The sequence below is a fragment of the Duganella dendranthematis genome (assembly GCF_012849375.1).
Lineage (GTDB): Bacteria > Pseudomonadota > Gammaproteobacteria > Burkholderiales > Burkholderiaceae_D > Rugamonas > Rugamonas dendranthematis.
Map to the genome: position 1 here is coordinate 1,351,901 of NZ_CP051684.1, position 22,285 is coordinate 1,374,185.

Sequence of the window (22,285 nt, forward strand, 5' to 3'; positions counted from 1 at the left end):
TCTATCATCAAATGACAAGATCGTCCCATGATTACCTGGGACGAAAAAAAACGCAAACGTAATATCTTGGCGCATGGGATTGATCTTGCCGATCTGGAAGTTGTCTTCGATTTCCCGATGCAAACAACTGAAGATCGGACGACCGACCACACCGAAAGACGGCACCGCAGTCTTTGTCTGTTTCAGGGCAGAGTTGTGGTGCTGATTTGGACGGAGCGAAACAACACTGCCAGACTCATCTCTTGCCGAAACGGTGATAAACGTGAGCACGAAACCTACTTTCAAAACGCCTTCCTTTAGCCCGCAAGAAATCAAGGCAATGATCGCGGCCGCCCCTGATCGTGTCGATGATCCTGATTGCCCATACGATACGAATGATCCAGAGGCTTTCAATGCATACTGGGCGGACGCGAAAACGATTCCCCCTGGCCAGCACGCTTTCCAAAAAGTCGAGCGTTTAACGCTCAAGAAGGCTAAACGCTAGTGCTGTCATTTCAGGCGTGGCAAGCCAGCGCCCACGCCACGTGCTCGCGTACTAGTTCGGACGGATCGTCGCGGCGCGCTTCCAACGCGGCGACGATGGCGGCGTCGCCGCGTGCCCCGGCGGCTGCCGCATTGCCCAGGCCCACGGCGATATTGCGCAGCCATCGTTCATGGCCGATGCGGCGTATCGGGCTGCCTTCCATCTTGCGGTTGAAGTCTTCTTCGTTCCACGCAAACAGTTCGATCATCGACGCGCTGCCCAGGCCATGGCGCTCATCGAAGTCCGGCAGCACCGCGCGCTGCGCGAACTTGTTCCATGGGCAGGCGGTCTGGCAGTCGTCGCAGCCGTAGATGCGGTTGCCGATTAGCGGCCGCATCTCCAGCGGGATCGCATTCTTCAATTCGATGGTCAGGTAAGAGATGCAACGACGCGCATCCAGCTTGCCCGGTCCGAGAATGGCCTGGGTCGGACAGGCGGTGATGCACGCCGAGCACTGGCCGCAATGCGCGCCGGTCGGCTCGTCGATCGGCAGCGGCAGGTCGACCAGGAACTCGCCCATGAAGAACATCGAGCCGGCAGTGCGCGACAGCAGCAAGGTGTGCTTGCCACGCCAGCCCAGCCCCGCCTTCTCGGCCAGCGGCAACTCCATCACCGGCGCCGAGTCGGTAAACACGCGATAACCAAAATCGCCGATTTCCGCCTTCACCTTGTCGGCCAGCTGTTGCAGCCGCGCGCGCAGCACCTTGTGGTAGTCGCGACCGCGCGCATACACCGAGATCACCGCCGCGCCGGGATCAGCCAGCCGCGTCGCCTCGCGCTCGCGCCAGTCATGTTCGCCCCCGGTTTCCGTGTCCCTCGGCAGATAGTTCATGCGGGCGCTGACCACGCGGATGGTGCCCGGCACCAGCTCGGCGGGACGCGCGCGCTTCATGCCATGCGCCGCCATGTAGTCCATTTCGCCGTGCATGCCCGCGTCCAGCCAGGCCTGCAGGCCGGCTTCGGCGTGGCTCAGGTCCACATCGGTGATGCGGATTTCGGCGAAGCCCAGCTCCACACCCCAACGCTTGATGCTGAGGGCGAGTTCGGCTAAATTGGATTCAGGCAGGGACATCTTGGCATTCGAGGCGGCGTAGGCGGTTACAATGGCGGTCAAACCAACATGACATTTTAATTGATGCAGCACTTCACAGCCCATCTCCACGACGAAGAAGGCACCGCAGCACTCGGCGCGGCGTTGTCGCGGGCGCTCGTACCGGGCCTGGCGATCCACCTGCACGGCGACCTTGGCGCCGGCAAAACCGCCCTCACCCGCGCGCTGCTGCACGCCGCCGGCCATGTCGGCACCGTCAAAAGCCCGACTTACACCTTGTCTGAACCATACACCATCCAGCTCGATGGCCGCGCCGTCAGCGTGATCCACTTTGACCTGTACCGCATGGGCAGTCCGGAAGAATTCCTCGACGCCGGCTTCCGCGAAGACTTCAACGGCGATAACATCTGCATCGTCGAATGGCCGGAAAAAGCCGACGGCGTGCTGCCGCCGCCCGATCTGAACGTATTTTTGACTGTGGCCGGCCATGGCCGTGATGTAGAATTGCAGGCGTCTACCGCCTTGGGTAACTCATGCCTTCAACGCCTCAAATTCGCTCCCAACATGTGAGCCGCCGCACCGTCCTGAAGGCCGGCGCCACCCTGCTGCTGTCCGTGACGGCGCCGCTACGCGCCAGCGCCGCGCAAATTCTCGCGGTGCGCGTCTGGCCAGCCGACGACTATACCCGCGTCACGCTGGAAAACGACAGCGAGCTCAAAGCCACCCACTTCATCGTCAAAGACCCGGAGCGGATGGTGGTCGACATCGAAGGCCTGGAGCTCAATCCCACGCTGAAAAGCCTGGTGGCCAAGATCCAGTCCAACGACCCGTACATCAAGCAGGTGCGCGTGGGCCAGAACCGGCCCAACGTGGTGCGGCTGGTGTTCGACCTGAAAGAAGAAGTCAAGCCGCAGGTGTTCACGCTGCCGCCGGCCGGCAACTACAAGCACCGCTTGATCTTCGACCTGTATCCGGTCAAGGCGGCCGACCCGATCGCCGCCATGATCGAAAAAGGCGACTGGACCGCCGATCAGAAAGTGGCCGCCGCGCCGCCGTCATCGCCGAAAGAGCAGCTGGAACAGCTCAAGCCCGACCTGAAAGCAGAACCGCGCGAGGAACTCAAGGCCGACCTCAAAACCGCCGAGACCCAGACCAAGGCCGATAAATTCGACAAGAACGGCAAGATGGTGCGCATGATTACCATCGCGCTCGATCCCGGCCATGGTGGCGAAGACCCCGGCGCCTCCGGCAAGAACGGCAGCCGCGAGAAGGACATCGTGCTGGCCATCGCCAAGCGCCTCAAGGCCAAGCTGGAAGAACAGTCGAACGTGCGCGTGATGCTGACCCGCGACGGCGACTACTTCGTGCCGCTCGGCACCCGCGTCGACAAGGCGCGCAAGGTGCAGGCCGACCTGTTCGTGTCGATCCACGCCGACGCCTTCGTGCAGCCGACCGCGCGCGGCTCCTCGGTGTTCGTGCTGTCGGAAAAAGGCGCCACCTCGTCGGCCGCGCGCTGGCTGGCGGACAAGGAAAATTCGGCCGACAACATCGGCGGCGTCAACGTCAAGAACCACGACCGCCAGCTGGCCAGCGTGTTGCTCGACCTGTCCACCACCGCGCAGATCAACGACAGCATGAAGCTGGGCCGCTCGGTGCTGGGCGAAATCGGCGGCATCAACCGCCTGCACAAAGGTTCGGTCGAACAGGCCGGCTTTGCGGTGCTGAAGGCGCCGGACATTCCGTCGATCCTGATCGAAACCGCCTTCATCTCCAATCCGGAAGAAGAAGCCAAGCTGCTTGACGAGGCTTACCAGAATAAGCTGGCGGACGCCATTGTCACCGGCATCCGCCGCTATTTTTCGAAGAATCCACCGCTGGCGAAGAACCGCCTGACTTAAAAAGAGAGACCCATGGCTGTAGTTACGATGACCACCTACGGCGATCTGCCGGCCGTCCACCTGACCGCAGCCGATGGCGCGCAAGCGACGGTGTCGCTATTCGGCGCGCACCTGCTGTCGTGGAAAACCGCCGACGGCAAGGAACGCCTGTTCGTCAGTTCGCAAACGCCGCTCGACGGCAGCAAGGCGATCCGCGGCGGCGTGCCGGTCATCTTCCCGCAGTTTAATGTGCGCGGCCCCGGCCTGCGTCACGGCTTTGCGCGCGTTAGCACCTGGCGCCTGACCGGACAGGGTGATTCGTTCCTGGAATTCGGCCTGGCGCCTTCCGACCTGTCGGCAGAACATGCGCAAGCATGGCCGCACGACTTTACGCTGACGCTGCGCTTCACGCTGCGCGGCGATGCGCTAGACATCAGCTACAGCGCACACAATCCGGGCCAGCAGGCTTACGATTTCGGCGTGGCGCTGCATACGTACTACGACGTCGGCCAGCTGGATGCGACCAGCATCAGCGGCCTGCAACACCAGCAGTTCCTCGATCACCACAATCAAACGCTGGTGCAGGATACGCCGGCGCTGCACTTCACCGAGAAGCACGACCGCATGTACCAGTCCACGCCGAGCGTGACGCTGAACACGGCCGACGCCACGCTGCACCTGGCGCAGCAAGGCTTCGATCAGTGGGTAGTGTGGAATCCGGGCAAAGACGATGCCGCCGCGCTGACCGATTTGGCTGACGACGAATACCTGCGCTTCGTCTGCATCGAACCGGCGCGCATCTATCAGCAACCGCTGGCCGCCGGCGCCACCTGGACCGGCAAGCACACCATCAGTACCTGACGTGGGTTCCCGCGCAGGCGGGAACCCATAGTCAGCATAGATTCCCGCGTGCGCGGGAATGACGGCTAATTCGACTCTTTGATGATGCGGCCAGCGCTAGGCTGGACCGGCCGCGCATTCAATGGATAGAGGCGGCTGAACAGCGCCATCTGCTGCGGCGAAGCCTGTAGCAGTTCCTTCATCACCAGCCACAACACGCCCTCGTTGCACGGCGGCGTGGTCATCGATCCCATGAAGGTGTAGTACTCGCGCTTGGCCGGCAGCAGATCCTGCGGATCGAGCGGTTCGGACGGCGCCGCCGTATCGAACTTCTCCAGCGGCAGATTATTCCACACGGTCTGGATCACCGGCTGCGGCTTGCCGCGTTCCAGCAGCAGCGCCAGCATGGCGATGCGGCCTTCCGGGTCCTTGTGCACCAGGTGCACCACCATCTCAAAGCCCTTGCCGTTGATGCGCTCTTCCGACGGACGATGGAAGTGGAACTGGATCAGCTCATAGGTGCGATTGCCAACCGTGAGGAAATTGCCGCTGCCAACCATCACCTGCACCGTGTGGCCGTTGTCGGTCACATTGAACGACGACGGGTGATAGTCAAACGTGATCTGCTCCAGATCGACCTTCATGCCGTCGCGCAGATCGATCGGCGACTGGCGGTTGCCGCTGCCGCACTTGGCCCACGCCGGATTGATCTTGCCCCAGTTGGCCGGGCCGGTCTCGCCTTCATACGACCACACATTGCTGTAGACCTTGGGGATGGCCGCTACGGCGGCTTCCTTGACGGCGGCCTGCTTCCTGGCCTTGGCCGCTGCGGCGACGCGCGCGGCCTGGTTGGCGCGCATGATGGCCAGACGTTCCTGGATGCGGGCGGTCAGATCGGCCTCCGCCTGCGCTTCTTTTTCACGCTCGGTCATCTTGCGCGGCGGCGCGCTCGACGCCGCAGACGAAGCCGACGACGCACCCAACACCGACGCAGCTGCGCCAGTGACACCCGCAGCCCCGGCCACCGCCGATTTCGTCGAAGGCGAAAGCAGCGGATCTTTTTCAGTGCCGGTGGCTGCGGAAACCACGCAGCAGCAGGCAATCAGGGTCAGGAGGGAGCGCATGAAGTATCCAGAAGTAACAGTTACAGTCTGGTATACGGATGCATTTGGGCAAAACTTGAGGGCAGCGCCTTGGCAAGGCGCGAAGAAAATAGCAAAAAAATATGCTGCGACGACCGCGCAGCATGGCTACATGCGGGTTTCAGCGGCTTTGCAGGCGCCGAGTTAATTTCCACAGGGCGCCGATCACCATCGGCACCACGGCCAGGGCAACGCCGAACAGCACGATTTCGGTCAGGTGCTCGCGCACGATCGGGATGTTGCCGAAGAAGTAGCCGGCCGAGGTCAACAGCAGCACCCACAGGATGGCGCCGGTGAAGTTATACAGCTGGAAGCGGGCAAACGTCATGTCCGACACACCGGCGACGAACGGCGCAAAAGTGCGCACCACCGGAATGAACCGCGCCAGCACTATGGTCTTGCCGCCGTGTTTTTCGAAAAAGTTGTGGGTGCGCGTGAGCGCTTCTTTATTGAGCCAGCGGTAATCATGGGTAAATACCCGCTGTCCGACCTTTTCGCCGATCCAGTAATTGACCGTATTGCCGGTGACAGCCGCGGTAGTCAGCAGCACCATCAGCAGCGGCAGATTCATCTCGCCCACCGCGCACAGCGCGCCAGCGATAAACAACAGCGTATCCCCAGGGAAGAAGAACAGAACTACCAGACCGGTTTCGGCGAAGATAATGGCAAATAGCACAACATAAATCAGCGTACCGTACTGCTGGATCAACAATTCCAACGTCTTATCGACATGCAGAATCATCTCAAAAAAATGCACTAAGTCCATATTCTTTCCATAAGGTGAGCCGGCATCATACACTACCGCCAGTCACTGGGCGGCGGTTTCCGCGCTGGTCATATCCAGATTACAATCGTCGCAGGCCCCGCAGCAAGCGGGTTCGATCAACCAAGGAGATTTGGATGGCTTTGTTCCGCACTTTACGTGTTTTATCCCTGCCAGCACTGGCGTTGGGCCTCGGCGCCGCCAGCGCTGTCGCCGCCGATCTGCCGGAGCGCCCGAGCGCCGGCGACATCATCAAGACGTCCAAGCCGGCCGACTGGCGGCCGACCGATCCGGCCAACACGCTGTATATGGATCTGCCGACCGGCCGCGTGGTCATCGAACTGGCGCCGGACTTCGCGCCGCTGGGCGTGGCCAATATCAAGACCATGGTCAACGAACACTACTTCGATGGACTGGCGGTGATCCGTTCGCAGGATAACTACGTGGCGCAGTGGGGCGATCCGAATGCCGAGACCAAGCCCAAGTCGCTGGGCACGGCCAAGGCCAAGGTGCCGGGCGAGTTCACTGCGCCGCTGGCGAACGACAAGCACTTCGTGCTGCAAAAGGATGCGGATGGCTACGCGCCGCAGATCGGCCACTCCAATGGTTTCCCGGTGGGACGCGATCCGAAAGCCAAGACCACCTGGCTGGCGCACTGTTACGGCATGGTGGGCGTGGGCCGCGACAACGACACCGACAGCGGCAGCGGCTCCGAGCTGTATGCGATCACCGGCCATGCGCCGCGTCACCTGGACCGCAATATCACGCTGCTGGGTCGCGTGATCTCGGGCATGCCGTTGCTGACTACCCTGCCGCGCGGCAGCGAAGCGCTGGGCTTCTACGGCCCGAACGAGCCGCGCATGCCGATTGTCTCGGTGCGGCTGGAGGCGGATGTGCCGGAAGCGGAGCGCAGCCACTTTGAAGTGATGCGCAGCGAGGCGCCAATCTACGAGCAGGTGCTGGAAGCGCAACGCAATCGCGGCGGCCCGTGGAACAAATACGCCGCCAACTATCTGGAACTGTGCAACGCCGCCATCCCGGTGCGCGAACGTCCAAAGCAGTAACCCCAACCGGAGGGGGGTCTGACCCCGTACGGGGTCAGACCCCCATCCCTGGTTTGCGGGGTAAAAGGTGCCGCACACGCTATAATCGCAGGGATGAACGCCCCAGACCTCCGTCCCCCACGCCCCATCCTGGCCCTGCCCGACCAGCTGATTTCCCAGATCGCCGCCGGCGAGGTGGTGGAACGGCCGTCCGCCGTGGTCAAAGAGCTACTGGAAAATGCGCTGGACGCCGGCGGCACGCAAATCGCCGTGCGCCTGGAAGAAGGCGGCGTCAAACGCATCTGCATCACCGACAACGGCCGTGGCATCCCGCCCGAGCAAATGCCGCTGGCATTGGCGCGCCACGCCACCTCCAAGATCGCCTCGCTGGACGACCTGGAAAACGTCGGCACCCTCGGCTTCCGTGGCGAGGCGCTGGCCTCCATCGCCTCTGTTGCGCAAGTGACCATTACCTCGCGCACCACCGATGTGGCCCATGCATGGGAAATCGCCGGCTCGCACAACGCCACGCCGACGCCATCGTCCGGCGCGCTGGGCACCACCATCGACGTCAAGGACCTGTACTACAACACGCCGGCGCGGCGCAAGTTCCTCAAGTCCGAGCAAACCGAATTTGGCCATTGCGCCGAGGTCGTGCGCCGCATCGCACTGGCGCGGCCCGACGTCTCGTTCTCGCTGACCCACAACGGCCGCACCGTCGATCACTGGAACGTCAGCGAAATCGCCCGCCGCAGCGCGCAGATCCTCGGCGACGGCTTTGCCGAAGCGCGCCTGCCGGTCGATGAAACCATCGGCCCTTTGCGACTGCATGGTTACATCGGTCTGCCGACCGCCTCCAAGGCGCGCGCCGACGGCCAGTTCTTCTACGTGAACGGCCGCTTCGTGCGCGACAAGGTGCTGGTGCATGCGGTCAAAGCGGCTTACCAGGACGTGCTGCATGGCGACCGTTTCCCGTCGTACGTGCTGTCGCTGGACATGGACCCGTCGCTGGTGGACGTCAACGTTCACCCGTCGAAAATCGAAGTGCGCTTCCGCGATGGCCGCGCCGTGCATCAATGCGTGTTCCACGCAGTGCAGCGCGCGCTGGCGCAAACCTCGGCCACCGCGCACGGCAGTGTGCCATCGCCGCTGCCGGCGGCGGATAGCCTGAACACCACGCCGATGTGGCGCGGCGAACAGACCTCGTTCGGCCCACTGCTGGCGCCTGATTACGCACCGACGTTCTCGCCATCGCCATTCGGCGCGCGCGGTACGGACAGCGGCGCGGCCGACGGCAGAGATGCGGCCAGTGGCGGTTTTGGTGGCCCAGCCGATGGTAATGGCTACGGCGGCGCATCGACTGGCCGCGGTATTGGCGGCGGCTTTGGCGGCAACTACGCCGGCCCGCGCTTCGGCGCCGGCGGCGGTGTCGCGCAAAGCACCGAACGATACGGCGCCATGTTCCGCGACAGCGACCGCCCTGCCGGCGACCGCGCCGCCGACATGACGCTGCCGCAAACCAGCTCCTTCACCGTCTCCGCCGCCGCCATGGCGCAGGAAGAATTCCCGCTCGGCTTCGCGCTGGCGCAGCTGCACGGCATCTACATACTGGCGCAGAACGTCAAAGGCCTGGTGCTGGTCGACATGCACGCCGCGCATGAACGCATCCTGTACGAGCAACTGAAAAATGCGCTGGATAGCCGCGTGGCAGGCGAAGAAATGCAGGTGCAACCGCTGCTGATCCCGATCACCTTCTACGCCGACGCGGTGGAAGTCGGCACCGCCGAAGAACACCAGGAGACCTTGCAGACACTGGGCTTCGACATCGCCGTGCTGTCGCCGACCACGCTGGCGGTGCGCTCGGTGCCGGTGCTGCTGAAGAACGCCGACGCCCAGACGCTGGCGCGCGACGTGCTGCGCGATGTGCGCGAATTCGGCGGCTCGCGCGTGCTGATCGAACGCCAGAACGAACTGCTCGGCACCCTCGCCTGCCACACGGCGGTGCGCGCCAACCGCATCCTGTCGCTGCAGGAGATGAACGCCCTGCTGCGCCAGATGGAAATCACCGAACGTGCGGACCAGTGCAACCACGGTCGTCCGACCTGGGTGCAGGTGGAAATCGGCGCGCTCGATAAGCTCTTCCTGCGCGGTCAATAATCATGAGCTCCAAACCACTGGCCGTCGCCATCATGGGGCCGACGGCGTCGGGCAAGACCGCATCCGCGCTGGCGATTGCGGCCCGCATCCCGTCCGAAATCATCTCCGTCGATTCGGCGCTGGTCTACAAAGGCATGGACATCGGCACCGCCAAGCCGACCAGGGACGAACTGGCGGCCGCGCCGCATCACCTGATCGACATCCTCGATCCGCTGGATTCGTATTCGGTGGCGCAATTTCGCAAGGACACGCTGCGGCTGGTGGCAGACATCAGCGCGCGCGGCAAACTGCCGTTGCTGGTGGGCGGCACCATGCTGTACTTCAAAGGCCTGGCCGATGGACTGGACGACTTGCCGGGCGCCGATCCGGCCGTGCGCGCCGCGCTGGATGAGGAAGCGGCCCGCATCGGCTGGCCCGCCATGCACGCGCGCCTGGCCGCCGTCGATCCGGAGACTGCCGCGCGCCTGGCGCCGGCCGATTCGCAGCGAATCCAGCGTGCGCTGGAGATTCATGCGCTGAGCGGCAAGCCGATGTCCGAGCTGCTGGCGCTGCGCGAAAAAACCGAACTGCCGTTTGAACTGCTGTCGTTTGCGCTGGAGCCGTCGGACCGCGCGGTACTGCATCAGCGCATCGCGCGCCGCTTCGACATCATGCTGGAAGAAACCCCGCACGGTAATCTGATCACCGAAGTGGAAACGCTTCGCCGGCGCGGCGACCTGCATCTGGGCCTGCCATCGATCCGCTGCGTGGGCTACCGCCAGGCGTGGGAATACCTGGATGGCACAATTGACTATCCGACCATGCGTGAAACCGGCATCATCGCCACGCGCCAGCTGGCCAAGCGCCAGCTGACCTGGCTGCGTTCAATGCCGGATCGCGTGGTGCTCGACTGCCTGGCGCCCGACCCGGCCAGCACCATGCTGGCGCAGATCGCCGACCGCCTGGGTTAAGTCTTGGGCGGTTCGCCGCTCATGTAGACCAGTTCCCACAGGTGGCCGTCCAGGTCCTGGTAACCGTGGCCGTACATGAAGCCATGGTCCTGCGGCTCCTTGTAGGCGCTGCCGCCGGCCTCGATGGCTTTGTTGACCAGCGCCGTCACCGCCTCGCGCGACTCCATCTGCAAACACACCAGCACCTCGGTTGAAGTGTGCGCGTCGCTGATAGGCTTCGGCGTAAACTCCTTGAAGCGGGTTTCGGTCAGCAGCATCACAAAGATATTCTCATCCACGATCATGCAGGTGGCGGAGTCATCGGTGTAATGCAGGTTGAAGCTGTAACCCAGGTGAGTGAAGAACTGGATGGACTTCTGCAGATCCCGCACCGGCAGGTTGATGAAGATATTGGTGGCCATATCGTCTCCATTGAAAAATGGTTATGCGCTCAGAATACCAATATGCCAACGTTTTGACGACCGCCACACGATAACGCGCATTTTTTTCAAAAAACTTTGGGGGCGTTCTTGACAGTTCGGGCGCCATCCCCGATAATGCTTCGCGTTGCAGGTGATATAGCTCAGTTGGTTAGAGCACAGCATTCATAATGCTGGGGTCGGTGGTTCAAGTCCACCTATCACCACCAAGATTCCGAAAGCCGTAAATCATACTAAATGATTTACGGCTTTTTTGTTTTTACCGGCACCCCACCGCGAAATCCACGTGATAGTGCTCGTCGTGGCGTATCCACGGACGTTCCTTCATGAAGTGCAGATGCTGTCGCAGATACGCACCGCGCCGCGTGGCGAACAGTGGCGGCATCAGGACAGGATCGAAGATCACGCGGGTGATACCGATGTTGTGCGCATCGGCAGTGCGGTATAGCTGGTACAGGTGTTCGGCGATTGCCTCGTAGTCAATCCGCAGATCCTCAAACCTGCCGGACTTGTCGAACTCAATGCCGTAGCCGAACTTGTTGGTGACATTGCCCGGCAGCGGCACCGACGCGCCGGCGGCATTCAGCACCGGCACCATGAAGTCCACCGACAATCCAGCCTGATGGGTTTTATGCGGCCGTATCGGCCCGCCTTGCGCCAAGCCGGTCTCGCCGTAGACAAAGGTTTTGCCCGGCGCAGCCTGCTCCAATGTGCGATATGTCGCTACCACCACGTCACGCACGGCGTCATGGACAAAGGTTCGGCCAAGCTGCACGCCGAGCGTACTGTAAGCGGCAAAGTTGGCGCCCTCTTTCGGCAACTGCACACCCTGCTCTAGCCGCCCATGCGCAACCGTTCCATAGCAGGTGCTCGCCATCACCATGCCTGGCAAGACAACAAGCAAAATACAACTTGGCAGGTAACGCATATCTCATCCTTTCGTGCAGCCTCAGTTTTACCACGGCTACGCCACATCAAACTGATCGCCCGCAAGCGCAGGACAATGGCCTAAACTACCATCATCAATATCGCTGCGCGCCTGCGCAGCACCAGCGTCCGCAGGCGGGCGAAAATTGCATTGCCTGAGCAATTATCCTGGCAACGACGCAGGCGCGAAGCTTAATCGTCGTAACACGGAACAAGAGGGATTTCAAAGGCCCCAATATACGGATTCCTACGAGCTGGAAACTGTCACCTCCACGCGCGTGATCAACGTCCGGCCGCCGCCGCTGCCGTGAAATGGCGCGTCGGTTTTTCCCCACATCGACGTATGGGAAATTTGCATCGGCCTATACGATGTCGGCATAGCTGAGCGGATAAAACTGCCCATCGCCACGGTTTTCAAGCTAATCACCCGCACAAAATCACCTGATTTCATAGCGAAATCGCCCTCGCCGCGCCTCTGCCGCACTGCAATAAAACGTTTTCCCAGGCGTGTTGCCCATGCTTGCCGAAATGGCTAGTCTTGACTGTGACAGGTCATCAGACAACCTGCACCCTCCCAGAACTAACCGACTGAGGAAGACATGAAAAAGAAAATAATGGAGACCATGGTTCCGCTCGCTCTAGCGGCCATGTATGCGCCTGCGGCCTCGGCCCAGGCAACACAAGCAGAACCGCCGGCCGCTACCGACGATCCCGGCACCACCGTGGTGGTCACCGGCTTCCGTTCCAGCCTGCAAAAAGCGCTGAACCTGAAACAGCAAGCCATCGGCGTGCGCGATTCCATCGTCGCCGAAGACATCGGCAAATTCCCCGAAGCGAACGTGGCCGAGTCGCTGCAGCGCGTGCCCGGCGTGATCCTCAACCGCGACGAATCGTCCGGCGAAGGCCAGCGCATCTCGATCCGCGGCCTGCCGACCGAATATTCGGTCACCACGCTGAACGGCGCGCCGGTCAACACCACCTCCACCGCCACCATCGGCTCGGCGGCGCGCGGCTTCAACTACGACGTCTTCGCGTCCGAATTATTTGGTCGCGTCGACTTCTACAAATCGCCGCTGGCCGAACTGACCGAGGGCGGCCTCGGTGGCATCGTCGACCTGCAAACGCCGCGCCCCTTCGACAATCCCAAGCGCACCATCCGCTACGGCCTGACCGACACCTACAACACCAGCTCCAAGCACAATGACCCGAACGGCTTTGTGCTGTACTCAAACACCTGGGACAATCTCGGCTTCCTGATCGGCGCCTCGCACAGCGGCAGCATCAACACCCGCTCCGGCTTCGAAGCCACCGGCGGCTACAACAGCTCCTTCAACGGCAGCCAGAATCCGGTCAAGGGCAACTTCGCCCTCGCGCTGGACTTCGACAGCCCGCTGGCCAACCTCGGAGGCTACACGCGCGACCAGGTGGCGCAGGCCCTGCTGCCGCGCATCTACCGCTTCTACGGCTCGCAGAACGAGCGCACGCGCGACGGCCTGGTGTCGTCGGTGCAGTGGAAAACGTCCACGCTCAACGTCAGCTTCGACACGCTGTACTCGAAGCTGGAGAACACGCGCGCGGAACAGCTGTTCGGCATCCTGGTCCGCAGCACCGCCACCACCAACCGCAATGCGCCGGTCGGCGCCAGCGGCAACAACGGCCTGATACCGCTCGACGTCCACATCGACCCGGGCACCAATCTGCTGACCGGCACCTTCGGCAACACCACCTACAACGCCGGCGCCGCCTACACCAAGGACGACACCAAGTTCGGCTACGGCGCCTTGAACGCCAGCTGGAAAGCCAGCCCGAAACTGACGCTGAGCGGCCAGGCCAGCCTGAATCAAAGCACCGCCACCAGCGCCACCGGTCAGCTGTCAGGCTACATCTACGGCGCCACCTCGACCATCGACTACGGCAGCGATCACGTCTACCCATCGATCTCCTCGCCGACCAGCTACACCGATCCGAATAGCTGGAGCGGCTTCACCATCGGCACTGGCTGGACCAAGGAAACCGACAAGGGCAAGCAGGCGCGCGTGGCCGCCGACTATGACTATGATCTGCCAGGCGGCTGGACCGGCCACCTGAAAACAGGCCTGACCTACGTCGCCACCATCAAGGGCGTCAACAAGCGTAACGGCACCGCGCTCGCCACCGCGCACCTGAACAGCATCGGCGCGGCCGGCTTGCGCAGCGCGATGACGTCGCAACTGCCGATCAATAACCTCGACTTCGGCGCCGGCTGGCCGCATAGCTGGGCGACGTGGAACAGCAACTACTTCTACTCGCAGTTCGATCCCAATGTGTACAACCCGGATTCCACCTTCACGCCATCGCAAAGCTTCGCAGCGGAAGAGGATGTGAAGACGGCCTTTGTGCAGTCCGACTTCAAGGGCGACATCGGCGGCCACGAATTGCGCTTCAACGCCGGCGTACGTTTCTCCAAAACCGAAACCGACATCGACAACTTCAAGCAGAAAGGCGCGGGCCTGGTCTACTCGCCGAATCACGAGCAAGGCTCGTATAGCAACGTACTGCCGGCCCTCAGCAGCGCCTTCGACCTGACCGATGACCTGATGTGGCGTGCTTCGTGGGGCAAAACCATCACGCGCGCATCGCTGTCGATCATCGCAGCGCAAACGGTGATTCCAAACCAGTTCGACAACTCGGCCACCTCGGGCAATCCCAACCTGCGCCCGCAGCAATCGAAGAACCTGGACACCAGCCTGGAATGGTACTTCAAGCCGGGCAGCCTGCTGTCGGCCGCCGTGTTCCAGAAGAAGCTGACCGACGCCACGGTCGCCAACACCACCGTGGTGCCGTTCTCCTCGCTCGGCCTGCCGGATACCGCACTGGGACCGCTGTTCCAGGACGCGAATGGCCACGTCGATCCCAACCTGGCGATGACGCTGCGCACTTACACCAACGCCGGCGAACAAACGTTGAAAGGGTATGAGCTGGCCTACCAGCAGGCCTTCAACTTCCTTCCTGCGCCGTGGAGCGGCATGGGTGCGATCGCCAGCTATACCCACATCAATCCCTTCAACAGCGCACCGTGGATTACCAACGCGGGCAAAGTCATCGACGTCAACTCGGTGCCGAAGTACGCTTACAGCACCACGGTCTACTACGAACAGGGGCCATGGGCGGCGCGCCTGTCCTACAACTACAAGGACAAGTCGCTTCACCCGGATAACCCGCGCAACCTGGGCGATGACCTGATCCGCTGGCGCGCGGGACGCGGCTACCTCGACGCCAACATCAGCTACAAGATCAACGAGAATCTCGAATTCCGTATCGATGCGCTCAACCTGAGTAACACGCTGGCCTACGATTACTTTGAAGACGCCAGCGGCAAATACGGCAGCGGCAAGAAGACCCGCATGGACTATGCGAAGTATGATGGCCGCACGATCAAATTCGGCATCCGGGGAAAACTCTAAATGATGAAACGACTCTACGCCGCCGGCCTGCTGGCGGCGAGTTTGGCCGGCTGCGCTTCGGCGCCGCCGGCGGTCGACACGTCCGAACAGGAAGTGATCGGCATTATCAACAAGGTCAATGGCTACTGGCAGCAGCGCGAAGCGCCGCAAAAGTGGGCCTTCTGGGATATCGCCGCCTACCATACGGGGAATATGGAGGCTTACCAGATTACCGGCAATCCCGCGTGGCGCAGATATTCCGAAGACTGGGCGGCGCATAACAACTGGCAGGGCGCCAAGTCCACCGACAAGACCTCATGGAAGTACCAGTATGGCGAGACCGACGACCATGTGATGTTCGGCGACTGGCAGATCTGCTTCCAGACCTATGCGGACTTGTACAAGCTCGATCCCGATCCGAAGAAGATCGCCCGCGCACGCGAGGTGATGGAGTATCAGATGCGTACTCCAAACAAGGACTACTGGTGGTGGTCGGACGGCTTGTACATGGTGATGCCGGTAATGACCAAGCTGTATGCGATCACCGGCAACCGCCAGTACCTCGACAAGCTACACGAGTATTTTGAATACTCGAACAGCATCATGTACGACAGCGACGCGCAGCTGTACTACCGCGATGCGCGCTACGTCTATCCCAAACATCAAAGCGTCAACGGCAAGAAGGACTTCTGGTCGCGCGGCGATGGGTGGGTATTCGCCGGCCTGGCCAAGGTACTGAATGATCTGCCGAAAGACGATCCTTATCGTGCCGACTACATCGCCAAATTCAAAGGCATGGCGCAGGCATTGAAGAAAGCGCAGACCGACGACGGCTACTGGACGCGCAGCCTGCTCGATCCGCAGCACGCACCGGGACCGGAAACCAGCGGCACCGCCTTCTTCGTCTACGGCTACCTGTGGGGCATCAATAACGGCCAGCTGGAGCGCGATGAGTATCTGCCGGTGGTGCGCAAAGGCTGGCGCTACCTGAGCAAAACCGCACTGCAAGCGGACGGCAAAATCGGCTACGTACAGCCGATCGGCGACCGCGCCATACCGGGACAGGTGGTGGACCAGAATTCGACCACGGCGTTCGGTGTTGGCGCCTACCTGCTGGCGTCCTCGGAGCTGGTGCGCCTGCTGCGTCAATAACAACGGAGACTGAATGGAACGACGACACTTTATCCAGACCCTCGCAGCGACGGTGGGCGGCGGCACCGCCAGCGCGCCAGCCACGGCGGCCACGTTGACCACCACGAGCGCCGACACCAGCGGTGCCGCAGCCCGCACACAACTCGCCACACTGGCGCAAAAAATGTCCGAGCCAGTGCTGACCAATATGGCGGCCGGCACGCTGAAGAAAAATTTCGCCCTCGAAGTCAGTCCCACCTGGGATGGCCGCGACAAAGGCGTGGCCTACCTCGAGTGCTTCGGCCGACTGATCGCCGGCATCGCGCCATGGCTGGCCCTTGCCGACGACGGCACGCCAGAAGGCCGCACCCGCAAGCGCCTGCAACAACTCGCACTGCAAAGCTACACCAACTCTGTCGAGCCATCTAATCCAGATTACCTGCTGTGGCAAGGGCCCGGCCAGACCCTGGTCGATTCCGCCTACTTCACCAATGCCCTGATCCGCGCGCCGCAAGCGCTGTGGGAACCGCTGGACGCCAAAACCAAACAGCGCATCATCGCCGAAATCAAATCCCTGCGCCGCATCGAACCGCCGTACATCAACTGGATGCTGTTCGCCGCCATGAACGAAGCCTGGCTGATGTCCATCGGCGAAGAATTCGACCCGCTGCGGATGAACGTCGCCATCCGAAAAATCAACGAATGGTATGTCGGCGATGGCTGGATCAAGGACGGTGACGCATTCCACTTCGACTACTACAACGCCTTTGTCATGCACCCGATGCTGGTCGAAATCCTCGACGTGCTGCATGCGAAAAAAGGCGCGTTCTGGAACGGCAAACCGGAAGAGTTGCGCGCGCAAGCCATCAAACGCATGCAGCGCTACAGCGAGCACCTGGAGCGCTTCATCTCCACCGATGGCAGCTTCCCGCCGATCGGCCGATCGCTCACCTACCGCACCGCCGCCTTTCAGCCATTGGCGCTGCTGGCGTTGCGCAAGCAGCTGCCGCAAAGTCTGCCCGAAGGCCAGATCCGCGCCGCGCTGCAAGCGGTGCACAAAGCCGTATGGTCGGCGCCGTCCAACTTCAACAAGGAAGGCTACCTCACCATCGGCTTCGTCGGCCATCAACCGGAGCTGGGCGACTGGTACTCCAACAACGGCAGCATGTATATCGCCTCCGCCAGCCTGCTGCCACTCGGCCTGCCGCCAACCGACAGCTACTGGACTGCGCCCGCGCAGGACTGGACGCAGAAGAAAGCCTTCTCCGGCGCCCGCTTCCCTAAAGACTACCCGGTAAACTACTAATGACGATCAAGTCCACCTCCCGCCGCACCATGTTGCGCGGCGCCAGCGCCGCCGCAGCAGTAACCACCATGGGCAGCCTGATACTGCCGCTGTCGGCGCAAGCCGCCGCCCGCTTCACCATCAGCGACACCGACTTCATGCTCGACGGCCAGCGTCTGCAAATCCGCTGCGGTGAAATGCACTTCGCCCGCGTGCCGCGCGAATACTGGCAGCACCGCCTGAAAGCCATCAAGGCGATGGGCCTCAACACCGTCTGCGCCTACCTGTTCTGGAATTACCACGAATGGCGCGAAGGCCGCTACGACTGGCAGGGACAGCGCGACGCCGCCGAATTCTGCAAACTCGCGCAGCAGGAAGGCCTGTGGGTCATCCTGCGTCCCGGCCCTTATGCTTGCGCCGAGTGGGAAATGGGCGGCCTGCCATGGTGGCTGCTGAAGAAACCCGGCGACGCCTTCCTGCGGACACGCGACGCCAACTTCGTGCAGCCGGCGCGCCGTTACATGAAGGAAGTCGGCCGCATCCTCGGACCGCAGCAGATCACCCACGGCGGCCCGATACTGATGGTGCAGGTCGAAAATGAATACGGCTTCTTCGGCGAAGACCTGGACTACATGCGCGACATGAAAAGCATGCTGCAAGATGCCGGCTTCGACGTGCCGCTCTTCCAGTGCAATCCAACCAACTCGGTGGTCAAGTCGCACATCGACGGCTTGTTCAACGTCGTCAATTTCGGCAGCGATCCGCAGACCGGCTTCAAGGCGCTGGACCAGGTGCAGAAAGGCCCGCGCATGTGCGGCGAATACTACTCCGGCTGGTTTGACACCTGGGGCGCGCCGCATCGTCGCGGCTCCGCCAACGGCGCCGTGGCCGACATCCAGACCATGCTGAAGGCCAATGGCTCCTTCAGCCTGTACATGGCGCACGGCGGTACCAGCTTCGGCCTGTGGGGCGGCTGCGATCGCCCCTTCCGTCCCGACACCAGCAGCTACGACTACGACGCGCCGATCAGCGAAGCCGGATGGACCGGCGAAAAGTTCCAGGCCTACCGCGACGGCATCAAACCCTTCCTGCCAGCGGGTGAAACACTGCCGCCGCCTCCGCCGAAAAATCCGGTCATCGCCATCAAACCGTTTGCGTTCAAGGAGTCCTGCACGGTGGCCGCCGCTATGCCGGCCAAGGCGCTCAGCGTCACCTCGCCGCAGCCGATCGAGCAGTACGACATCAGCCGCGGCCTGGTCGCCTACCGCGTCACGCTGCCCGTCGGCCCGGCCGGCAAGCTGGAAGCGGCCAAGGTGCGCGACCTGGCGTGGGTCAGCATCGACGGCAAACAAATCGGCACCATGGACACGCGCTACCGCCGCTTCAGCATCGACCTGCCGGCGCGCAGCAAACCGGCGACGCTGGAGATCCTGCTGTACACCATCGCCCGCGTCAACTTCGGCGTCGAAATCCACGACCGAAAAGGCCTGCATGGGCCGGTGCTTCTCAACGGCCAGCCGCTGGAAAACTGGGACATCCGCGCCATCGACTTCGACGCCGACGCCGTACTTCCGCCGCTGACGTGGAAGACCGGCCGCGCGCAAGGCGCCGCCTTCTGGCGCGGAGGTTTCGATGTTACGGAAAGCGGCGACACCTTCCTCGACATGTCCGGCTGGGGCCAGGGGATCGTGTGGGTCAATGGCCGCTGCCTTGGCCGTTACTGGAGCATCGGCCCGACGCAGACCATGTATCTTCCCGGCCCATGGATAAAACAGGGCCACAACGAAGTGGTGGTGCTGGACCTGACCGGCCCGCGCAGCGCCCGCATCGAAGGCCTGACCATGCCGGTTCTCGACAAGCTGCGGCCAGAGCTGGATCTGGCGCGTCCGCCTAGCAAAGTGAAACCGGCCCTGGACGGCGTCAAGCCAGCGCACGACGGCGAATTCGCGCAAGGCTCGACGGTGCAGGACGTGAAGTTCGCGCAGCCGGTGAAAGGCCGGCAGTTCTGCCTGGAGTCGCTCGATGCGTTCGACGGCAAGCAGTACGCCGCCGTGGCCGAACTGGCGCTGCTGGGTGTCGATGGCAAGACGCTCAACCAGTCCAACTGGACCATCGTCTACGCCAGCAGCGAGGAAGCCACCAAGGAAGACGGCGGCGCGCTCAACGCCATCAATGGCCAGGCCTCCGACTTCTGGCACACCGCCTACAGCGGCAAGGCAGCGACGGCGCCAGGCAGCAAGCATCCGCACCGTCTGATCATCGACCTCGGCGCCGAAGCCACCGTTGCCGGTCTGCGCTACACGCCGCGCCAAGGACCGGAAAGCGTTACCGGCCGCATCAAGCACTACCGCGCCTACATCGGCGACCGGTTGGTTAAGGAGGGCTGACAGCAGACTGCGACAGGCTGCGATCAGATTGAGGATTTCCCATCGGCAATCGTTGACAGCATCCCACGCGCCGGATGATCATGTTGCGAATGATCAAACGTGAAAAATTCTGGCGCCAGCCGGGCTGGCTGTTTTGCCTGCTGCTACCGCTGTTCCATTTTGCCAGCGTCAAGCTGACTTTCTTCTGTGCCGTCACACCGGAAAACGCGGTCGTCGTCTGGCTGCCGAATGCCGTGCTGCTGGCGGCGCTGCTGCGCTTTCGCGGCCAGCGCGCGTCCTTGCTGGCCGCGCTCACCTTCACGTCCGACGTGCTGGCCAACCTCAATGCTTTCCCCTGGTACGAGGCGATTCTGCTCAGTGCCGTCAATGTGCTGGAAGTGACGATCACCTACCAGCTCATGAAGCGCAGCCAGACCTCGCCGCGCCTGCACCGTCTGAAAGACCTGGGCAAATTCATTCTCGCCGGCCCGGTGTTCGGCGCGATGCTGGCCGGCCTGATTGCGGCGGTGGTGCTGCAACAGGTGGGCGGCGCGAGCACGCCCTATCTGACCTTGGCGCGTGTCTGGTGGTTTGGCGACGGATTGGGACTGCTGATCTACACGCCGCTGCTGCTGGCCTACACGCAGTCGCAGCACCAGCGCCCCAAGCTCACGCGCTGGGACGATGCGGCGCTGATCACTACGCTGCTGCTGGCCGTTGCCGTGCTGTCCGCGCACGGCGGCGAGATCGATGGCGTATCAGTCACGCCAACGCTGCTGCTGCCGGCGGTGGCGGTAATCGCCTTCCGTTTCGGCGTGCGCCTCACTACCCTGCTGGTGGCGCTGATTTCGCTCAGCACCGCGATGCTGATGACTACCGGTTTGAAACCGTTCGGCGAAGTGCCGATCCATCTGGAAGTGGTGCGTGCACAGGAATTCATTCTCACGCTGTGCATCATCGGCATCGGCTTTGCGGTGGTGCTCAGCGAGCTGCAAACGCGCGAGCGTGAACTGGAAAGCCGGGTGCGCGAACGCACGCGCGAACTGGAACAATCCAATTCACGGCTGGCCGATATCAGCGCCACCGATGGCCTGACCGGCATCGCCAACCGCCGCCGTTTCGACGAAACGCTGGCGGCGGAATGGAGCCGCGCGCGCCGCAACAAACAGCCCCTGATGCTGGCGTTGTTGGACGTCGATCTATTCAAACAATACAACGACTGCTACGGCCACCAGAGCGGCGACGATGCGCTGCGGGCGGTGGCGAACGAGCTGGCAAAGCAGATGCGTCGCGGCGGTGATTTCGTGGCCCGCTACGGTGGTGAGGAATTTGCCGTGATCGCGCAGTCGGTCAATGAAGAACATGCGCTGGCGATGGCGGAGTCGATTTGCGCCGCGATCGCCGCGCTGAATCTGCCGCACGCCACTTCTCCGTTCAAAGTGCTCACCGCCAGCATCGGCGTGGCGCTGGTGACTCCGGACGAACAGCACTCGATTACGTCGCTGATCAAGACCGCCGACGTGGCGCTGTACCGCGCCAAGCAGCTCGGCCGCAACCGCGTCGAGCAGGCCGACGTCACCTCAATCGCCTGATCGTCCAGACGCCACACGCCGGTACTGGCTGGGCGTCAGCCCGGTAGTAGCCTTGAACTGGCGCGTGAAAGCGGAATGGTCGCCGTAGCCGCAGGCTTGCGCGATTTCCGCGACGCTGGCGTCGCCGTTCAGCATGCGCGAGGCGGCGTCTACGCGGGTCTGGATGATCATCTGGCGCGGCGTCAGGTGGAAGATGCGCAGGAAGTACCGCTCGATCTGCGCCACCGACATATTGGCGATGCGGGCCAACTCCGGCAGTTGCAGGGGCTGGCCATACTGTTCGTGAATCACGGTGACCGCCGCCGCCACTTTGCGGTAGGCGGGATTCTTCTTGTCTGCCATCGCCAGGTCGCGCGAGATGCCGGTCAGGCCGACGATGCGGCCATCGGCGTCGCGCAGCGCGGTCTTGCGCGTCAGGCACCAGCCGGGATCGCGGTTGGGATACAGGTGCAGTTCCAGCTGGTCTTCAATGTCGTTATCGCCGGCCAGCACCATCAAGTCCTGCGCATGATAGGTCTGGCCGAAAGGATGGGCAAACACCTCGGCCGGCGTGCGGCCGATCAGCGCAGACTTGTGCCGCTGACCGCAACGCTGCACCAAGGTCTGGTTGACCACCACGTAACGCCCCTCGCCGTCCTTGACGAAGAACACCACGTCCGGCAGTGCATCAAACAGCCCTTCCGCAAAGAAGGGATCGGCGACGGCGGCGCCCAGCGCGGCGCGCGTGGTTTCATGGTTGGCAGTGTGCATGGACTTCATTCTGCACCATTGTGCAGATTTCGTCACCCATCGTGCGC

20 protein-coding genes and 1 tRNA gene are annotated in these 22,285 nt (G+C 62.4%); 14 read left to right on the forward strand and 7 right to left on the reverse strand.

All coding sequences use genetic code 11. The annotated features are described in order from the left end of the window. The first annotated feature begins 27 nt into the window (after window positions 1-27). Window positions 28-300 carry a BrnT family toxin gene (locus HH213_RS30640; protein WP_169111493.1) on the forward strand — a complete coding sequence of 91 codons (273 nt, stop codon included), beginning with the start codon at window positions 28-30 and terminating at the stop codon, window positions 298-300. 194 nt (window positions 301-494) lie between these two features. On the opposite strand, the gene queG is transcribed toward HH213_RS30640, so the two are convergent. Then, the gene (gene queG, locus HH213_RS06285; protein ID WP_169114996.1) at window positions 495-1,595 is read right to left on the reverse strand and encodes a tRNA epoxyqueuosine(34) reductase QueG; all 1,101 of its coding nucleotides are present in this window, start codon (window positions 1,593-1,595) and stop codon (window positions 495-497) included. Between the two features lie 63 nt (window positions 1,596-1,658). Here queG and tsaE point away from each other — a divergent pair, with 63 nt between their 5' ends. The 3 genes from tsaE to HH213_RS06300 are packed head-to-tail and all read left to right on the forward strand — an operon-like array spanning window position 1,659 to window position 4,312. Then, entirely contained in the window at window positions 1,659-2,144 is a 486-nt protein-coding gene (tsaE, locus tag HH213_RS06290; RefSeq protein ID WP_169111506.1) for a tRNA (adenosine(37)-N6)-threonylcarbamoyltransferase complex ATPase subunit type 1 TsaE, read from the forward strand. After that, window positions 2,108-3,472: an N-acetylmuramoyl-L-alanine amidase gene (locus tag HH213_RS06295; RefSeq protein ID WP_169111508.1), complete on the forward strand. Its 1,365-nt coding sequence runs from the start codon at window positions 2,108-2,110 to the stop codon at window positions 3,470-3,472. Before tsaE ends, HH213_RS06295 begins: the two co-directional genes overlap by 37 nt. Window positions 3,473-3,484: 12 nt before the next feature. Next, window positions 3,485-4,312, forward strand: coding sequence for a D-hexose-6-phosphate mutarotase (locus HH213_RS06300; protein WP_169111510.1), 828 nt, complete (start codon window positions 3,485-3,487; stop codon window positions 4,310-4,312). A gap of 65 nt (window positions 4,313-4,377) precedes the next feature. On the opposite strand, the gene HH213_RS06305 is transcribed toward HH213_RS06300, so the two are convergent. Then, window positions 4,378-5,415, reverse strand: a complete 1,038-nt coding sequence (locus HH213_RS06305; RefSeq protein ID WP_169111512.1) for a carbonic anhydrase — start codon at window positions 5,413-5,415, stop codon at window positions 4,378-4,380. Here HH213_RS06305 and HH213_RS06310 point away from each other — a divergent pair. Then, window positions 5,414-5,581 (forward strand): hypothetical protein, encoded by a 168-nt coding sequence (locus HH213_RS06310; protein ID WP_169111514.1) that lies wholly within the window; start codon window positions 5,414-5,416, stop codon window positions 5,579-5,581. The genes HH213_RS06305 and HH213_RS06310 overlap by 2 nt on opposite strands. Here HH213_RS06310 and HH213_RS06315 read toward each other — a convergent pair. Then, window positions 5,555-6,199, reverse strand: coding sequence for a VTT domain-containing protein (locus HH213_RS06315; protein WP_110845108.1), 645 nt, complete (start codon window positions 6,197-6,199; stop codon window positions 5,555-5,557). The genes HH213_RS06310 and HH213_RS06315 overlap by 27 nt on opposite strands. 134 nt (window positions 6,200-6,333) lie before the next feature. Here HH213_RS06315 and HH213_RS06320 point away from each other — a divergent pair, with 134 nt between their 5' ends. The 3 genes from HH213_RS06320 to miaA all read left to right on the forward strand — a co-directional run bounded on the left by HH213_RS06320 (window position 6,334) and on the right by miaA (window position 10,346). After that, window positions 6,334-7,260, forward strand: a complete 927-nt coding sequence (locus HH213_RS06320; protein ID WP_169111516.1) for a peptidylprolyl isomerase — start codon at window positions 6,334-6,336, stop codon at window positions 7,258-7,260. A 93-nt stretch (window positions 7,261-7,353) separates the two neighbouring features. Then, the gene (gene mutL, locus HH213_RS06325; protein WP_169111518.1) at window positions 7,354-9,396 is read left to right on the forward strand and encodes a DNA mismatch repair endonuclease MutL; all 2,043 of its coding nucleotides are present in this window, start codon (window positions 7,354-7,356) and stop codon (window positions 9,394-9,396) included. A 2-nt stretch (window positions 9,397-9,398) separates the two neighbouring features. Next, complete coding sequence (gene miaA / locus HH213_RS06330) at window positions 9,399-10,346, forward strand: tRNA (adenosine(37)-N6)-dimethylallyltransferase MiaA (RefSeq protein ID WP_169111520.1); 948 nt, start codon at window positions 9,399-9,401, stop codon at window positions 10,344-10,346. Here the strand turns inward: miaA and HH213_RS06335 are convergent. Further along, complete coding sequence (locus tag HH213_RS06335) at window positions 10,343-10,747, reverse strand: VOC family protein (RefSeq protein ID WP_110845112.1); 405 nt, start codon at window positions 10,745-10,747, stop codon at window positions 10,343-10,345. The two genes, miaA and HH213_RS06335, sit on opposite strands and share 4 nt — an antisense overlap. 150 nt (window positions 10,748-10,897) lie before the next feature. Here HH213_RS06335 and HH213_RS06340 point away from each other — a divergent pair. After that, window positions 10,898-10,974 (forward strand) — tRNA-Met (locus tag HH213_RS06340). A 50-nt stretch (window positions 10,975-11,024) separates the two neighbouring features. Here the strand turns inward: HH213_RS06340 and HH213_RS06345 are convergent. Continuing rightward, the gene (locus tag HH213_RS06345) at window positions 11,025-11,642 is read right to left on the reverse strand and encodes a penicillin-insensitive murein endopeptidase (protein WP_229263327.1); all 618 of its coding nucleotides are present in this window, start codon (window positions 11,640-11,642) and stop codon (window positions 11,025-11,027) included. A gap of 297 nt (window positions 11,643-11,939) precedes the next feature. After that, a complete protein-coding gene (locus HH213_RS06350) occupies window positions 11,940-12,143 on the reverse strand; it encodes a hypothetical protein (RefSeq protein ID WP_169111524.1) in 204 nt (67 codons plus the stop codon). A gap of 148 nt (window positions 12,144-12,291) precedes the next feature. Here HH213_RS06350 and HH213_RS06355 point away from each other — a divergent pair, with 148 nt between their 5' ends. The 5 genes from HH213_RS06355 (at window position 12,292) to HH213_RS06375 (ending at window position 21,488) form a co-directional block, all read left to right on the forward strand. Continuing rightward, a complete protein-coding gene (locus HH213_RS06355) occupies window positions 12,292-15,135 on the forward strand; it encodes a TonB-dependent receptor (protein ID WP_169111526.1) in 2,844 nt (947 codons plus the stop codon). Further along, complete coding sequence (locus HH213_RS06360; RefSeq protein ID WP_229263328.1) at window positions 15,136-16,266, forward strand: glycoside hydrolase family 88/105 protein; 1,131 nt, start codon at window positions 15,136-15,138, stop codon at window positions 16,264-16,266. Window positions 16,267-16,279: 13 nt separating this feature from the next. Next, entirely contained in the window at window positions 16,280-17,551 is a 1,272-nt protein-coding gene (locus HH213_RS06365; RefSeq protein ID WP_169111528.1) for a DUF2264 domain-containing protein, read from the forward strand. Beyond that, window positions 17,551-19,917, forward strand: coding sequence for a beta-galactosidase (locus tag HH213_RS06370; protein ID WP_169111530.1), 2,367 nt, complete (start codon window positions 17,551-17,553; stop codon window positions 19,915-19,917). The genes HH213_RS06365 and HH213_RS06370 overlap by 1 nt, the downstream gene beginning before the upstream one ends. A gap of 89 nt (window positions 19,918-20,006) precedes the next feature. Beyond that, a complete protein-coding gene (locus HH213_RS06375) occupies window positions 20,007-21,488 on the forward strand; it encodes a sensor domain-containing diguanylate cyclase (protein ID WP_169111532.1) in 1,482 nt (493 codons plus the stop codon). On the opposite strand, the gene HH213_RS06380 is transcribed toward HH213_RS06375, so the two are convergent. Continuing rightward, a complete protein-coding gene (locus HH213_RS06380; RefSeq protein WP_229263329.1) occupies window positions 21,477-22,238 on the reverse strand; it encodes an AraC family transcriptional regulator in 762 nt (253 codons plus the stop codon). The two genes, HH213_RS06375 and HH213_RS06380, sit on opposite strands and share 12 nt — an antisense overlap. Between the last annotated feature and the right edge of the window lie 47 nt (window positions 22,239-22,285).

Excerpts from the sequence above, each read along its gene's own strand:
- HH213_RS30640 (WP_169111493.1), top strand. The coding sequence starts at position 28 with ATGATTACCTGGGACGAAAAAAAACGCAAACGTAATATCTTGGCGCAT.
- queG (WP_169114996.1), bottom strand. The coding sequence starts at position 1,595 with ATGTCCCTGCCTGAATCCAATTTAGCCGAACTCGCCCTCAGCATCAAG.
- tsaE (WP_169111506.1), top strand. The coding sequence starts at position 1,659 with ATGCAGCACTTCACAGCCCATCTCCACGACGAAGAAGGCACCGCAGCA.
- HH213_RS06295 (WP_169111508.1), top strand. The coding sequence starts at position 2,108 with ATGCCTTCAACGCCTCAAATTCGCTCCCAACATGTGAGCCGCCGCACC.
- HH213_RS06300 (WP_169111510.1), top strand. The coding sequence starts at position 3,485 with ATGGCTGTAGTTACGATGACCACCTACGGCGATCTGCCGGCCGTCCAC.
- HH213_RS06310 (WP_169111514.1), top strand. The coding sequence starts at position 5,414 with ATGAAGTATCCAGAAGTAACAGTTACAGTCTGGTATACGGATGCATTT.
- HH213_RS06305 (WP_169111512.1), bottom strand. The coding sequence starts at position 5,415 with ATGCGCTCCCTCCTGACCCTGATTGCCTGCTGCTGCGTGGTTTCCGCA.
- HH213_RS06315 (WP_110845108.1), bottom strand. The coding sequence starts at position 6,199 with ATGGACTTAGTGCATTTTTTTGAGATGATTCTGCATGTCGATAAGACG.
- HH213_RS06320 (WP_169111516.1), top strand. The coding sequence starts at position 6,334 with ATGGCTTTGTTCCGCACTTTACGTGTTTTATCCCTGCCAGCACTGGCG.
- mutL (WP_169111518.1), top strand. The coding sequence starts at position 7,354 with ATGAACGCCCCAGACCTCCGTCCCCCACGCCCCATCCTGGCCCTGCCC.
- miaA (WP_169111520.1), top strand. The coding sequence starts at position 9,399 with ATGAGCTCCAAACCACTGGCCGTCGCCATCATGGGGCCGACGGCGTCG.
- HH213_RS06335 (WP_110845112.1), bottom strand. The coding sequence starts at position 10,747 with ATGGCCACCAATATCTTCATCAACCTGCCGGTGCGGGATCTGCAGAAG.
- HH213_RS06345 (WP_229263327.1), bottom strand. The coding sequence starts at position 11,642 with ATGGCGAGCACCTGCTATGGAACGGTTGCGCATGGGCGGCTAGAGCAG.
- HH213_RS06350 (WP_169111524.1), bottom strand. The coding sequence starts at position 12,143 with ATGAAATCAGGTGATTTTGTGCGGGTGATTAGCTTGAAAACCGTGGCG.
- HH213_RS06355 (WP_169111526.1), top strand. The coding sequence starts at position 12,292 with ATGAAAAAGAAAATAATGGAGACCATGGTTCCGCTCGCTCTAGCGGCC.
- HH213_RS06360 (WP_229263328.1), top strand. The coding sequence starts at position 15,136 with ATGATGAAACGACTCTACGCCGCCGGCCTGCTGGCGGCGAGTTTGGCC.
- HH213_RS06365 (WP_169111528.1), top strand. The coding sequence starts at position 16,280 with ATGGAACGACGACACTTTATCCAGACCCTCGCAGCGACGGTGGGCGGC.
- HH213_RS06370 (WP_169111530.1), top strand. The coding sequence starts at position 17,551 with ATGACGATCAAGTCCACCTCCCGCCGCACCATGTTGCGCGGCGCCAGC.
- HH213_RS06375 (WP_169111532.1), top strand. The coding sequence starts at position 20,007 with ATGATCAAACGTGAAAAATTCTGGCGCCAGCCGGGCTGGCTGTTTTGC.
- HH213_RS06380 (WP_229263329.1), bottom strand. The coding sequence starts at position 22,238 with ATGCACACTGCCAACCATGAAACCACGCGCGCCGCGCTGGGCGCCGCC.